The 13,063-nt window shown below is 66.7% G+C and carries 13 protein-coding genes; 2 read left to right on the forward strand and 11 right to left on the reverse strand.

Annotation, left to right across the window (positions count from 1 at the left end):
- Nucleotides 1–22: 22 nt before the first annotated feature.
- The 4 genes from AC5RV2_RS00195 to AC5RV2_RS00210 all read right to left on the reverse strand — a co-directional run bounded on the left by AC5RV2_RS00195 (nucleotide 23) and on the right by AC5RV2_RS00210 (nucleotide 4,082).
- The gene (locus AC5RV2_RS00195; protein ID WP_494090618.1) at nucleotides 23–1,672 is read right to left on the reverse strand and encodes an AMP-binding protein; all 1,650 of its coding nucleotides are present in this window, start codon (nucleotides 1,670–1,672) and stop codon (nucleotides 23–25) included.
- A 75-nt stretch (nucleotides 1,673–1,747) separates the two neighbouring features.
- Nucleotides 1,748–2,656 (reverse strand): acyl-CoA thioesterase, encoded by a 909-nt coding sequence (locus AC5RV2_RS00200; RefSeq protein ID WP_494090619.1) that lies wholly within the window; start codon nucleotides 2,654–2,656, stop codon nucleotides 1,748–1,750.
- A complete protein-coding gene (locus AC5RV2_RS00205; RefSeq protein ID WP_493969562.1) occupies nucleotides 2,653–3,135 on the reverse strand; it encodes a cupin domain-containing protein in 483 nt (160 codons plus the stop codon). Before AC5RV2_RS00205 ends, AC5RV2_RS00200 begins: the two co-directional genes overlap by 4 nt.
- 35 nt (nucleotides 3,136–3,170) lie before the next feature.
- The gene (locus AC5RV2_RS00210; RefSeq protein ID WP_494090620.1) at nucleotides 3,171–4,082 is read right to left on the reverse strand and encodes a fumarylacetoacetate hydrolase family protein; all 912 of its coding nucleotides are present in this window, start codon (nucleotides 4,080–4,082) and stop codon (nucleotides 3,171–3,173) included.
- 140 nt (nucleotides 4,083–4,222) lie between these two features.
- On the opposite strand from AC5RV2_RS00210, the gene AC5RV2_RS00215 reads away from it, so the two are divergent.
- The gene (locus tag AC5RV2_RS00215) at nucleotides 4,223–4,639 is read left to right on the forward strand and encodes a RidA family protein (RefSeq protein WP_494048972.1); all 417 of its coding nucleotides are present in this window, start codon (nucleotides 4,223–4,225) and stop codon (nucleotides 4,637–4,639) included.
- An 83-nt stretch (nucleotides 4,640–4,722) separates the two neighbouring features.
- Here AC5RV2_RS00215 and AC5RV2_RS00220 read toward each other — a convergent pair whose 3' ends face one another.
- The 7 genes from AC5RV2_RS00220 to AC5RV2_RS00250 all read right to left on the reverse strand — a co-directional run bounded on the left by AC5RV2_RS00220 (nucleotide 4,723) and on the right by AC5RV2_RS00250 (nucleotide 11,015).
- Nucleotides 4,723–5,433 carry an ABC transporter ATP-binding protein gene (locus AC5RV2_RS00220; RefSeq protein WP_494090621.1) on the reverse strand — a complete coding sequence of 237 codons (711 nt, stop codon included), beginning with the start codon at nucleotides 5,431–5,433 and terminating at the stop codon, nucleotides 4,723–4,725.
- Nucleotides 5,430–6,215 (reverse strand): ABC transporter ATP-binding protein, encoded by a 786-nt coding sequence (locus AC5RV2_RS00225; protein WP_494090622.1) that lies wholly within the window; start codon nucleotides 6,213–6,215, stop codon nucleotides 5,430–5,432. Before AC5RV2_RS00225 ends, AC5RV2_RS00220 begins: the two co-directional genes overlap by 4 nt.
- Nucleotides 6,212–7,240 (reverse strand): branched-chain amino acid ABC transporter permease, encoded by a 1,029-nt coding sequence (locus tag AC5RV2_RS00230; protein WP_494090623.1) that lies wholly within the window; start codon nucleotides 7,238–7,240, stop codon nucleotides 6,212–6,214. Before AC5RV2_RS00230 ends, AC5RV2_RS00225 begins: the two co-directional genes overlap by 4 nt.
- Nucleotides 7,237–8,118: a branched-chain amino acid ABC transporter permease gene (locus AC5RV2_RS00235; RefSeq protein ID WP_493952168.1), complete on the reverse strand. Its 882-nt coding sequence runs from the start codon at nucleotides 8,116–8,118 to the stop codon at nucleotides 7,237–7,239. Before AC5RV2_RS00235 ends, AC5RV2_RS00230 begins: the two co-directional genes overlap by 4 nt.
- A 13-nt stretch (nucleotides 8,119–8,131) precedes the next feature.
- Nucleotides 8,132–9,358, reverse strand: a complete 1,227-nt coding sequence (locus AC5RV2_RS00240; RefSeq protein ID WP_493969555.1) for an ABC transporter substrate-binding protein — start codon at nucleotides 9,356–9,358, stop codon at nucleotides 8,132–8,134.
- A 309-nt stretch (nucleotides 9,359–9,667) separates the two neighbouring features.
- On the reverse strand, nucleotides 9,668–10,540 hold the full coding sequence (locus AC5RV2_RS00245; RefSeq protein WP_494090624.1) for a PaaX family transcriptional regulator: 873 nt from the start codon (nucleotides 10,538–10,540) through the stop codon (nucleotides 9,668–9,670).
- Between the two features lie 13 nt (nucleotides 10,541–10,553).
- A complete protein-coding gene (locus tag AC5RV2_RS00250; protein WP_494090625.1) occupies nucleotides 10,554–11,015 on the reverse strand; it encodes an acyl-CoA thioesterase in 462 nt (153 codons plus the stop codon).
- A 413-nt stretch (nucleotides 11,016–11,428) separates the two neighbouring features.
- Here AC5RV2_RS00250 and AC5RV2_RS00255 point away from each other — a divergent pair, with 413 nt between their 5' ends.
- On the forward strand, nucleotides 11,429–12,886 hold the full coding sequence (locus AC5RV2_RS00255; protein WP_494090626.1) for a benzaldehyde dehydrogenase: 1,458 nt from the start codon (nucleotides 11,429–11,431) through the stop codon (nucleotides 12,884–12,886).
- Nucleotides 12,887–13,063 lie beyond the last annotated feature (177 nt).

Below are 13,063 nucleotides of genomic sequence, written 5' to 3' on the forward strand. Positions count from 1 at the left end.
GTCTGTTGTCCTTAGGGTCTGTCTACGCCGTGCTGCCGGCCAGGTCGGTTTCCTGCTTGCCGACCTGCTCACGCAGTTTGAAGTGCTGGAGTTTTCCGCTCGGATTGCGCGGCAGCTCGGTCACGAACCGCACATCCCGCGGGTATTTGTAGGGCGCTATGGTCTTCTTGACGAAGTCCTGGATGTCCTTGCGTTTGGCATCGTCGCCGACGACGCCGTCGCGCAGCACGATGAAAGCGCAGACCACGCTGCCGCGCTCCTCGTCGGGCCGGCCGACGACGGCGTTCTCCACCACGTCCGGATGCTGGTCGATCGCCGCCTCCACCTCGGGGGCACCGATGTTGTAGCCAGAGGAGACGATCATGTTGTCCGACCGTGCCTGGTAGACGAAGTAGCCTTCCTCGTCGCGCAGGAACGTGTCGCCGGTGATGTTCCAGCCGTTCTGCACGTAGTTCGCCTGGCGCGGGTCGTCCAGGTAGCGGCAGCCGGTCGGGCCGATCACCGCGAGCCGGCCGGGCTGGTTCACCGGCGACTCGTTGCCGTCCTCGTCCAGCACCGTGGCCCGGTAGCCGGGGATGGCCACGCCGGTGGCACCGGGCCGGATGTCGTCTCCCGCGGCGGAAATGAACACATGCAGCATTTCCGTGGCACCGATCCCGTTGACCAGGGCGAGCCCGGTGGCCTCGTGCACGGCCTCCCAAGTCTCCTTCGGCAGGTGCTCGCCGGCGGAGACCGCGATGCGCAGTCCGCGCAGCAGGTCCGCCCGCCCTTCCTTCAGGATGGCGCGGTAGGCGGTGGGGGCGGTGAACAGCACCGTGGCCCCGGCGGCGGCGGCCTGTTCGGCCAGTTGCACGGGGGTGGACCGTTCCGTCAGCAGTGCCGAAGCACCGAACCGCAGCGGGAAGACCACCAGCCCGCCCAGCCCGAACGTGAAGGCCAGCGGCGGCGAACCGGCGAACACGTCGTCCGCGGTCGGCCGCAGGATGTACCGGGCAAACGTATCGGCGTTCGCGAGGATGTCCCGGTGGAAGTGCATGGTGATTTTGGGCGTGCCAGTGGTGCCCGAGGTCGGTCCGAGCAGGGCCACGTCGTCCGCGGCGGTCGCCACGTCCTCGAACAATCCGCTCTTGGCGGCGCAGCGGGCGGTGAGATCATCGGCGTCGTCCGATCCATAGGCGACGACGGCGGTGCCCTCCCCCACGGCCTCGGCCATACCGTCCAAAAAGCGGAAGTCGCTGATCGCCACGGCCGGTTGGGTCAGGCGGCAGATGGTGGCTACTTCGTTGGCGCGCAGCACCGGCATGGTGGTGACGACGACGGCACCGGCCTTGAGCACGCCCAGCCAGGCGGCGACCAGCCAGGGATTGTTCGGTCCGCGCAGCAAGACGCGGTTGCCCGGGACAACGCTGAAGTCCTCGGTGAGCACTTGGGCGACCTGGTTGGCCCGCTGCAGCAGTTGGCTGTACGTCCACACCTCGCCGTCCGGAGTGAGCAGGGCCGGCCGGTCGCCGCCGAACTGGGCAGCGGCGTCAGTAATCAGGACCGTCGCGGCATTGAGACGGTCGGGGTACTGGAGCTCGGGGAGGGTGAATTCGAAGACCGGCCACTGCTCGGCGGGCGGCAGATGGTCGCGCGTGAACGAGTCCACATGTGCTGACGGGGACAGTTCCATGGCGTTCCTTTCAGTGGATTGAGTGGACGGCGTGAGTCCGCCCTCCATCCGATGGCCCGGATGGAGGCACGGGGCTCAGCGCGCGGGGCGGATCATGCCTTCTTGCGCCACGGTGGCCAGCAGCCGCCCTTCGCGGTCGAAGAACCGGCCGGTGGCCAGGCCCCGGTTGTGCTGGCCGGAGACCGCTTCCTGGGCATACAACACCCAGTCGTCGGCACGGCCGTCGCGGTGGAACCACATGGAGTGGTCCAGGCTGGCGGTGACCAGTCCCGGCTCGGCCCAGTAGTGCCCCTGCGCCCGCAGGATCGGCTCGAGGATGGTGTAGTCGCAGACATAGGCGAGCGCGGTGCGGTGCAGGTCCCGGGTCGCACGGTCATCGGCCTGGTCGGGCAGCTGCGTGAACGCCTTCACCCACACCGCCTGCTGCGGCACCTGCTCCCCCTCGACGCGCAGGTACACCGGGCCGGGGACGTGCCGCATGTCGAAACTGCGGCCATGGGACCAGTAGGCCGCGGCGTCGCCCTCGACGCCCGTCAGGACCTCGGCGGCGCTGCGCAGCGAGGCGGGGTCGACGGTGGCGGGCATCTGCGGCTGGAACTCCGGGCCGTCTTCGGGCACGTGAAAGGAGCCCATGGCGGCATACACGGTCTTGCCGCCCTGCCAGCCGCGCACGCTGCGGGTGGAATAGCCACGTCCATCCCGCAGCTTCTCCACCTCGTAGCGGACGACGGCGCCGATATCCACCGGCCGCATGAAGTAGCTGTGCATCGAGTGCAGCTGCCGGTCATCGGTGACCGAACGCATCATGGCCGCGGCGGCCTGGGCGACCATGTCGCCGCCGTAGGCCTTGGGCCACGGCACGTACTGTGTCGTGGCCTCGTAGGCCTCGTCGTGGATCTGGGGTTCGACGGCCGTCAGTTCGACGGCCTTGAGGAACGTCTCGGCCGTGGGAACCTGGGTCTCGGAGGCGCTTGCGGCGTTCATGCCCGGCGGTATCCTTCCAGCGTTTCGTCCGGAACCTCGTCCAGGTTGACCACGATGTTCTCCGGCGTGCGCGTGGTCAGCCAAACCAGCTCCTCGGTGACCGACATGTTGGCTTCCACATGCGGCATGAACGGCGGAACGAAGACCCAGTCGCCGGCCTTCATGTCCAGGTATTCGGAGTAGTTGTCGCCGAAGTAGATCCGGCCGTGGCCGCGCAGCACGTAGCCACCCGTCTCCGCCTCACCGTGGTGGTGCGGCAGCGAGCGGTAGCCCGGGACGTTGGAGACCTGCCCGAACCAGATCTTGGTGGCCGGGGTGTGCTGAATGGAAACACCCGAAACGCGGACGCAGTCCCCCGACTGTGCCGTGTTGGTGTCCTCGCTCCCCGCGCGGGTGACAACCGGGGCGACCTTGCCGTCGGCGCCTGCGTACATCGAGTTGTCGCCTTCGGTGCGGTATTCCGTTGTCGCATCCGTCATGATCGTTCTCCTTCTCGAGGGGTTGGAATGGTGCGTTAAGCGCGGGCGGCGGGCTCCGCCGTCGTTGTTCCGCCGAAGGGCGGTGCGGGCTGCTGCGTGGCGCCGGCGGCATGGATCCGGACGCGGTTCTCCAGCCGCCCGATGCCGTCGATCTCGGTGACGAGCACATCGCCGTCGGCCAGGAAACGCGGCGGGGTCATGCCCATGCCGACGCCCCCGGGCGTGCCGGTCAGGACCACGTCGCCCGGGCGCAGCGTGGTGAACTGCGAGATGTAGGAGAGCAGCCGGGCGGGACCGAACACCAAGGTGCCGGTGTGGTCACGCTGCACCAGCTCGCCGTTGACGTAGCCGCGGACCTCAACGTCGGTCCCGTCGACCTCGTCGGGCGTGACCAGCACGGGCCCGAGCGGGGTGGTCGCGTCGAAGGCCTTGCCTTGGAACCACTGCAGGGTCCGGCGTTGCCAGTCCCGCATCGAGACGTCGTTGGCCACCGTGTAGCCGGCGATGGCGGCCGCGGCCTGGACTTCGTCCGCGCGGGTGAGGGTGGTTCCGACGACCACGGCCAGTTCGGCCTCCCAGTCCACGCTTTCGCTCCCGCTGACCGTCAGTTCGTCGGCCGGTCCGGCGAGGGTGTCCGCGAACTTGGCGAACAGCGTGGGGTATTCGGGCAGGTCGCGGCCCATCTCCTGGATGTGGTCGCCGTAGTTCAGTCCGCAGCAGATCACCTTGCCCGGGCGGGGCACTACCGGAGCCAGCTCCGCGTCGGAAACGCTGACGACGGCGGTGCTCGCGGCGGTGCGCACCGCTTCCTCCGCCCGTGCCCGCCAGTTCGGGTCCGCCAGCAGGGTTCCCATATCGGAGGCGGGCAACGGCAGGTAGGCGCCGTCCGCCAGCTGGACGGCGGCGGTCGTGCTCTCGGGGCCGGTTCGCAAGGTGGCCAGTTTCATATGGGATCTCCTTCGGATTTTCATGTGTCGACTTTTTTACGGCCGTCACATATGCTCAACCTACACGATCCGAACGATCTGCACCAGAGTTTTTTCCAACGAGTGAAACCGGCATCCCCATCGCCAAGGAGAGAGAGCACATGAGCAACGAGACAGCCGTCGGAAACCGCACCATCAATCCCGCGTCACTGCCCAAGCCGTCCGGCTACGCGCACGGCGTCCTGGCCGGAAACACGGTCTACCTGGGCGGCCAGACCGCCCTGGACAAGGACATGAAGATTGTCCCCGGCGGCATTGTGGAGCAGTTCAAGCAGGCATTTTCGAATGTGCTGGCCACGCTGGTGGAGGCCGGCGGGCGCCCCGAAGACCTGGTGAGCGTCACCATCTACCTGACCGATGTGGACGACTACCTCGCGAACGGCCGGGAGATCGGTCGCCTCTGGCGCGAGATGGCCGGCACCGAATACCCGGCGATGGCAGGCATCGGCGTCTCCCGGCTGTGGCAGAAGGAGGCCCTCATCGAGATCCAGGGAATCGCCGTCATCCCCAACCGGTGACCGGAGCCCGACCCTCCGAAGGTACGAGAACGGCGGCAGTCGGTCCGTGTTTCCCCGGACCGACTGCCGCCGTTGCGTAACGGTTACGCCACGCCCAGGAGGGTCCGCGCCAGCGGCTCGTTCCGCCGGAAATCCGCCGTGCTGCTCTCGTGAACGATCTCTCCCTTGCGCATGACCGCGAGCCGGTCGGACACCGTGAAAGCCAGCCGCAGGTCCTGCTCCACCAGCAGGATCGCCATGCCGGTACCGGCCAGGTCCAGTATGATGTTCCCCACCTGCTCGACCACCGCGGGGGCCAATCCGTCGGACGGCTCATCGAGGAGCATCAGCCGGGGCGAGCCCAGCAGCGCCCGCCCGATGGCAAGCATCTGCTGCTCCCCGCCGGAGAGCTGCGAGCCGAGGTTCGTCCGGCGTTCACGCAACCGCGGCATGAGCTCGTAGACCCGCTCAACCGTCCAGTCCCCGGAACGCTTGTGCAGCGCAATCTCGAGGTTTTCTTCCACGGTCAGCGGCGCGAAGACGCGCCGCCCCTGCGGCACTATCCCCACGCCCGCCCGGGAGAGCACATGCGGGGGCTTTGCGGTGACATCTTTGCCGTCGACCCGGACGTGGCCGCCCTTGGCGCTCACCATCCCCATGATGGTTTCGACCAGGGTGGTCTTCCCGGCGCCGTTGCGGCCGAGCAGTGCCACCGCCTCGCCCGAATCGACCGAGAGCGATACGCCGCCGAGCACGCGGCTGCCGGCGTAGCCGGACACCAGATCCTCGACCTCCAGGAGCGGCCGCCCGGTCATGGTGTCGCCTCGAAGAGGTCTACGCTTTGCGTGCGCCCGAGGTAGGCCTCCTGCACGGCATCGCTGGTCCGCACTTCCTCCGGCGTCCCGTCGGCGATGAGCCTGCCGGCTGCCAGCACGCTGACGCGCTCGGCCAGGCGGAAGACGATGTCCAAGTCATGCTCGACGACGACCACGGTCACCTCTCTCGGTAACGATTCCACGATTTCGGCGAAGCGGTTGGTCTCCGCCACGGACATTCCGGCCGTCGGCTCATCGAAGAGGACCATCTTGGGTTCGCACGCCAGCACCATGGCCACCTCGACCTGGCGCCGTTCGCCGTGGGACAGTGCGCCGCACATCGACGAGGCCCGGTCAAGGAGCCCGACGTTTTCCAAATGTGCCATGGCGGCATCGGTCACGGCACGGTCGGCCCCGAGGCTCGGCCAGGGTCGCTTGGGCCGGCTCGTGGCCCGCTCCACCGCGAGGCGGACGTTGTCCAGCACGCTCATGTTAAGGAAGAGGCTGGAATGCTGGAACGTCCGGACGAGGCCGGCGCGCGCGCGGCCAGCTTCGCTCAGTCCCGTGACGTCCTGCCCGTTGAAGGTGAGCGTCCCGTCCGTGGGGCGAAGTCGTCCGGCTATGACCCCGAACAGCGTCGATTTGCCCGCCCCATTCGGCCCGATCAGTGCGTGCCGGACGCCCCGCGCTATGTTCAGGGTCACCGCGTCCACCGCGGTGAGCGAGCCGAATTTCAGCGTGAGGTCCCGGATTTCCAGCATCGGTTCGTCCGCCGTCGTCATTTTGATGCACCTGCCTTTCGTCGCAGGGGATGCCAGCGGACGCCGGCCACGCCCTTCGGCAGGAGGTAGACGCCTATGACAAAGACAATCCCGAGCAGGAGCGTGCCGCGGCCCTCGAGGTATCCGCCCAGCCAGTCGCGCACGAAGATGACCAGGGCCGCTCCGATGACCGGTCCCCAGAGGCTCCCGGCCCCGCCGAGCACGACGCTGAGGAGCGCGAACGCGGCCATGTCGAAGCCCAGGTCGCCGGGGGAGATGAACTGCGTCTGGGCAACCCATGCCGTTCCCGCGGCACCGGCGATTCCACCGGCGATGGTGTACGCGAGCAGCTTGACCGCGTACGTGTTCTGTCCCAGGGCGCGCAGTCGAAGCTCGCCGTCGCGCACCCCGCGCATGGAGCGGCCGAGAGGCGAGCGGCTCAGGAGCATCGCCGCGCAGTAGCCGACGACGAATACCGCCAGGATCCACCAATAGACGTAACCGGGCACGATCAAGGGCTCTCCGCCGGGGAACACGCTGATGGGCGGAATTCCGGTCAGGCCATTGCTCGCGCCGACCACTTTGAGGGAGTCGGCGCCGCGGTGGGCGAGCTCACCGATCGCGAGAGTGACCATCAGGAACACAATTCCGGCCGTGCGCACTGCCACGGCCCCGGTCACGAGCGCCAGCACCGCTCCCGCAGCCATGCCCACGACTACTTGGACCAGGCCGCTCGCGGAGAAGTGGATGCCCACGAGGCCGGCGGAGTAGGCGCCGGCGCCAAAGTAGGCCACCTGCCCCAGGGTCGGCATGCCCAACACGCCGGTCACCAGGTCGACGCTGACCACCAGCAGGCCGAAGGCCAGCGCACGCCCCGCCAGGCTGAGGGGGTATGGCGCCAGGAAGAACGGCAGTGCCGCGAGCAGGAGGAGGATGACCACCCCGATCGCGCACTCCAGCATCGTGCGCCGGGGATCGCGGAGCAAGGGCATCCGCGCCTGCCCCCGCCCGGTAGCGAGGCCTGAATCTGTCACCGTCGGACTCATGCGTGCGCTCCTGCCCGTGCCGGCAGCAGCCCCTGCGGCCGAAGCAGGAGGACCACCGCCAGTGCTGCGAAGAGAAGGAAGGTAGCAAACTCGTGGACCATGACCACTCCGACCGTTTGCACCTGTCCGACCACCAGCGCTCCGAGCAGTGCTCCGCGCAAGGATCCGAGGCCGCCGATGACGACGATGACCAGGGCGAGAAGGAGGATCTGGTCATCCAGGCCCGGCTGCGCACCCAGGATGGGCGCGGCCAGCAGCCCACCCACGGCAGCCAGCGCCGCCCCGCAGCCGAAGACGAGGGTCAGGACGACCTTGGTGCGGATCCCGATGGCCTCGACCATGGCCCTGTCCGCCACCGTGGCCCGCACGATCGCCCCGGCACGGGTGCGCTCGAGCACGATGTAGAGGACAACCGCGACGACAATCCCCGCGCCGACCATGGCGAGCCGATAGACCGGGTAGGGGTTGCCGAGCATCGTCACCGTGCTGGAGAGGAAGTCCGGCGGGGGCACGGACCGCACGTTCGCACCGAACACTTCCTGGATGAGTTCGGCAACAATGAGCGCCATTCCCAGCGTCAGCATCGCCTGCCTGAGATGGTTCCGCACCGGCGACGTCATCGCCGCCAGCAGGCCGCCGGCGGCGAAACCGATGACGGCCGCAACGACCACGGCCAGGAAGAACATCCCCGCTGCCGGCGGCGCGCCAAACATCGCCACCCCCACATAGGCACCCACGAGCGACACGGCCCCGTGCGCCAGGTTCAGCACATCCATCGTGCCGAAGACGAGGGACAAACCGATGGCGATGAGGAACAGCACGGAGCCGAGTGCCAAGCCGTTGAGAATGGTTGCGGCGTTCGCATCAAGCCAACCCACGTCTGGCTGTCCTTTAGCCCTGTAGTTCTTGGAGGACGACGTTCTCGAGCGTGCCGTCGACGTCCTTGACCTCGCGGAGATAGTACGGCTGGTCGGGGTCATGGTTTTCGTTGAAGCTCCAGGGGCCGCGCGGGCTGTCCGTGAACTCCCCCACCTTGCCCAACGCGGCGGCGATGCCTTCACCGTCAACGGACTCGGCCACTTCCAACGCTGCGGCGACGGCGGCGACGGCATCGTAGGTCGCCATGGCGTAGGTCGTCGGAACTTCGCCGTACGCAGCCTTGTAGGCTTCCACAAACTTCTTGTTGTTCTCGGAGTCGATCGTATGGCTGTAGTTCAGCGAGGTCTGGATGCCGAGGGCGGCCTTGCCCTGGGCCTCCAAAACGTCGCCTTCTACCAGGAACCCGTTGCCGTAAAGCTGGATATCCTTCGCCAGACCGAAGGTGGAGTACTGCTGAACGAAGTTGGCGGCTTCCGCTCCGGCGTAGAAGGCAAAGACGGCAGACGCCCCCGAATTGCGGATCTCACTTAGGTACGGCTGCCAGTCGCTGGTCGTGCCGAAGGGGGTGCGGGTCTCTCCGGCGATCTTGCCGCCGGCGGCTTCAAACTCCTCACGGAATGCTGAGATGTGCTCTTCCCCGGCGGCATAGTCGGCCGTGATGAGGTAGACCGATCCGTCTCCGACTTCCTCCGCGACGTGCTTGCCGATGATCCCGCTGACCATGCCGTTGCTGTACGACGTGCGCCAGATGTAGGGGGAGGGCTCGGCCGTGATGTCGTTGGCGCCCGCGTTGGCGAGGATGAGCGGAACCTTCGCCTGCACGAAGGTGTCCTTGAGGCCCAGGGCAGTCGCGGAGTTCACAATGCCGACGACGACGTCGGCCTGGTCCTGCGTGACCAGGCGCGAGGCAGCCGGGACGCCCGTTTGCGGGCCCTCACCCGTGTCGGCAGAAACCACCTTGACGTCGTGGCCGCCGAGCTTGTTGCCCGCCTCCTCCAGGTAAAGCTCAAAGCCCTGCTTCATGTCCTCGCCGAGCCCCGCGTACACACCGGACTGCGGGACCGCAAGGCCGATCGTTACGGCTTCGCCGCTGTCTTTGCCGCCGCTGCCGCCGTCGCCGCCGCCGGTGTTGAGGCTCCCGCCGCCGCACGCTGAGAGCAGCATCATTGCGAGCGCGCTGGAAAGCAGGACGGTGGTGCGGCGTCCCGGGCGAAGGCCCTTCGAGAATGTTTCAGGCATGGTTGCATTCCTTCTGCGCATGCAATGCGCGGGTCGGTGCGTCAGTGAGCTGTCGACGAGCGCGAGACCGTCTGGAACTGCGTTGTCCCTTCCTTCAGGCCCCAAGGCTGAACCCCGGCCGTGATGTGCGCCCTTCGCCATCTCGTGGTGATGAGTCTGGTGTTCCTCAGCATCGCACCGCCGCGCGTGATATGCAACACATATTGCGGCCGTAATTTTATCGTGATATTGAGCGCCGAAGTCGAATTGCGGAGATGAGCGGTTCCGCCATCCGGACGTGGCCGGGTTATCCACGGCTTTTGTGCCGGCTCAGGCTGCCGCCGAGGAATCCACCAGGGAGAGCGCATGCGCCTCAGCCAGCGGGCCGATGAGGCGGTGAATGCCGAAAAACACTTCGCGGGCTTCCGGTCCGCGCCAGCCCTCGGGCAAGTACTTCAACGGCAGGCCCGGGTCACGGTACGGCAGCCGCCGCCACAGTGTCAGCATCGGAACGTAGTAGCGGAAAGCGTCACGCCTGGCCTCGGGACCGGAGGCGGCCAAGGCGGCGGCGGGGTCTTCACCAACGCGGGCGGTCCAGGCGGCCAACGCCCCGCCGTAGTAGTCCATGAACTCGTCAATCTGGCCCGCGAGTGCCTCCAGGTCCCACCATTGCGCGACCTTGTCGCGCATGTTTGATTCCTCGGAGTAATCTCCGGTAAAGAATTCCACGTACTCGGCCAGTCCGCGTTCCGTGAGCCGCCTGCGGGCGCCCTCGCGGACAGCGGCCGGCGCGATCCCCACGCCTGCCGACATCGAGCCGAAGCCGAGCCGGGCCAGTTCGGCGCGCAACTGGTGCCGGCGTTCGCGCATCGATTCGGGCACGGAGAAGATCGCCAGCACCCAGCGATCGTCGGAGTCGTCCGGGTGCGGATTGAAGATGCGTTCATCGCCTTCGCGGACCATCTCAACAGAGCGCGGCGACAATTCGTAGCGGGCGGCTCCCCCGCTGCGCACACTGTTGAGCACGCCCTTGGCTTTCATCCTCGACACTGCCGAGCGCACACCCGGCGGGTCGTGACCGAGGTCGCCGAGCATCTCGATCAGGACGGATACCGGAAGCGCGGACCCTCCTCGGCGCCCATACAAACCAAAGATGGTCAGGATCAACTGCTGGTGCCGGAGCGGAGGCGTGGGAATCTGCATGGTTCGTTCCCCCTTAGCTCAGTACGCTCGTGCCGCAGATCGCAGTCCTGATGTTTTCGGGCCAGGGTTGCGCCTTGTCGCTGCCGGCAGGAACGAAAACGGTGGTGAATGTCCCGTCGGCAGCGAGCCCGCCGGCCGACTTCTCGTGTGGGTGCCCGTGTACCTCAAAGCCAAAAGTCATGGATGTGCGCCCCATGTCCTGCACGGACAGGTTAACGGACACGCGCTGTCCGAACCAGAGCTTGGCCCGGTAGTTGATGACCTGCTGCACGCGAGGAGCCTGCGGAAAGTAATCGGGCAGATCCAAGTGACGGATCAGTTCGGCCTCGGCCGCCTCAACCCAGCGCATCACGACCGAATTGTGCTGGTGCCCGGACGCATCCGTGTCGACCCACTCCACCGTGCGTTCGATGCTGATATCGACCAGGCCGCCCGCCTTCCCGCCCATCGTTTTCCCTTCACCGCCGAAACTCACCTGAACCCATCATATGGCTCAAAGATGACGGACCAGATATCCGGTCGATACCAGCGTCTGCCGTCGGATTACTGCGCTCCACCGTAGTGAGTTAGCGACCGCCCGGTCGATGTGCAGGCCCTGCCGCCCTCCAGCCCTTGTGCGCGATCCGCCGCTGCCCAGAGCCGGGCGCCGGTGCGTGACCCGACGGGGTTACCGAACCGCCGGGGCGGGGCCGGGCTCGGGCTCGAACACTTGCAAACCTGATTCACCCACTTTTCGTGGAGTGAGAGAGTCACCTGCTGTGGCCTATGGCACATGTAAGGATGTGGCAGGACGGCCGCCCGTCCATCGCATACGGCCATCTGTCGCGTCCGGTGCGAAACAGGACCGACGGCAGAGCTGGTCCTTAATACCTCTACCAAGGGAGCGTCATGAGTTTAATGAATCAGTCCGTGTGGGAAGGCAAGATCTACACCGAAGGCTGGACCGAAGGCTCGGCCGGGGCGATCGACATCATGGAGCCGGCAACCGGGGCCGTGTTGGGTCGGGCCGGGATGGCCTCAGCCGAGGACGTCCATGAGGCCGCTGCCCGCGCCGCGCAAGCCCAGAAGGAATGGGCGGCGACCAAGCCCGAGGTGCGGGCCGCGGTGCTGCGCCGGGCCGGGGACTTTTTCGAGTCCCATGCCGCCGAACTAGGTGAATGGATCCAGCGCGAGACCGGGGCTATCGGACCCAAGGCCGGGCTGGAGACCCATGTCGCGGCGAATGAGTGCTTCGATGCCGCGGCACTGCCACACCACCCAGCTGGTGATGTATTGACCTCGGATGCGGAGCACTGGTCCTTTGCCCGGCGGGTTCCGGCCGGTGTGGTCGCGGTGATCTCCCCCTTCAATTTCCCGCTGATCCTCTCAATCCGCTCGGTGGCCCCCGCCTTGGCCCTGGGCAACGCGGTGATCCTCAAGCCGGACCCCCGCACGCCGGTCTCCGGTGGCGTGATGATCATGCGTGCCTTCGAGGAAGCCGGGCTGCCCGCCGGAGTGCTTCAGCTTCTAACTGGCGGTGCTGAAACCGGAGCCGCGCTGACTGAGGCGGCCGAGGTACGCATTGTTTCCTTCACCGGCTCTACGGCCGCCGGCCGCAAAGTGGGGGAGGCCGCCGGCCGCAACCTCAAGCGTGCCCATTTGGAGCTTGGCGGAAACAATGCGTTGGTCGTGCTGCCCGGGGCAGACGTGGCCAAGGCCGCAAGCGCTGGCGCGTTCGGCTCATTCTTGCATCAAGGCCAGGTCTGCATGACCGCCGGACGTCACTTGGTCCACGAGTCCATAAAGGACGAGTACGTCGCTGCTCTCCGTGAGAAGGCCGAGAACCTGCCCGTCGGGGACCCGATGGCCGGGCAGGTCGCCCTGGGCCCGATCATCGACGAGAACCAGCGCGACAATATAGACCGGATCGTGCGCCAGGCCCAAGAGGCGGGGGCAAGCATCGAAGCGGGCGGCACTTACGAGAACCTGTTCTACGCTCCAACGGTGCTGACCGGACTGCTCCCGGACAACCCGGCCTGGGCACAGGAAATCTTCGGACCGGTGGCCCCGGTCCTCTCCTTCAGCACGATTGAGGAAGCCGCCGAAATCGTCAACGCCTCCGAGTACGGACTCTCCGTGAGCATCCTCGGCGACGTGGGCGATGCCATGAAGCTGGCCGACATGGTCCACTCCGGCAAGGTCCACATCAACGAGCAGACTGTCATGGACGAGTCCAACGCCCCCTTCGGTGGAGTCGGTGCCTCCGGCACCGGCTCGCGCTTCGGTGGGTATGCGGCCAACATCGAGGCCTTCACCGAAACCCAGTGGCTGACCATGCGGCCCGACATCGCCCCCTACCCCTTCTAAGCCTGCGTGACACTGGAGGCGGTTGTGGATCTGTGGGTGACCGGAGAACCCAGCCCCTCCAGCTTTCGGGTCAGAGCAGCACCACTGCCGCTGATCCGGGGAAAGTACCAAGGAAAATCAACACCTTTCTTCGCCAACGACGTTGACGAAGCGACTCACCTGCATCTGCACCACCCA

Source organism: Arthrobacter sp. Y3225116, from assembly GCF_059091245.1.

Coding starts and splice junctions, on each gene's coding strand:
- AC5RV2_RS00195 (WP_494090618.1), bottom strand. CDS start 1,672: ATGGAACTGTCCCCGTCAGCACATGTGGACTCGTTCACGCGCGACCAT.
- AC5RV2_RS00200 (WP_494090619.1), bottom strand. CDS start 2,656: ATGAACGCCGCAAGCGCCTCCGAGACCCAGGTTCCCACGGCCGAGACG.
- AC5RV2_RS00205 (WP_493969562.1), bottom strand. CDS start 3,135: ATGACGGATGCGACAACGGAATACCGCACCGAAGGCGACAACTCGATG.
- AC5RV2_RS00210 (WP_494090620.1), bottom strand. CDS start 4,082: ATGAAACTGGCCACCTTGCGAACCGGCCCCGAGAGCACGACCGCCGCC.
- AC5RV2_RS00215 (WP_494048972.1), top strand. CDS start 4,223: ATGAGCAACGAGACAGCCGTCGGAAACCGCACCATCAATCCCGCGTCA.
- AC5RV2_RS00220 (WP_494090621.1), bottom strand. CDS start 5,433: ATGACCGGGCGGCCGCTCCTGGAGGTCGAGGATCTGGTGTCCGGCTAC.
- AC5RV2_RS00225 (WP_494090622.1), bottom strand. CDS start 6,215: ATGACGACGGCGGACGAACCGATGCTGGAAATCCGGGACCTCACGCTG.
- AC5RV2_RS00230 (WP_494090623.1), bottom strand. CDS start 7,240: ATGAGTCCGACGGTGACAGATTCAGGCCTCGCTACCGGGCGGGGGCAG.
- AC5RV2_RS00240 (WP_493969555.1), bottom strand. CDS start 9,358: ATGCCTGAAACATTCTCGAAGGGCCTTCGCCCGGGACGCCGCACCACC.
- AC5RV2_RS00245 (WP_494090624.1), bottom strand. CDS start 10,540: ATGCAGATTCCCACGCCTCCGCTCCGGCACCAGCAGTTGATCCTGACC.
- AC5RV2_RS00255 (WP_494090626.1), top strand. CDS start 11,429: ATGAGTTTAATGAATCAGTCCGTGTGGGAAGGCAAGATCTACACCGAA.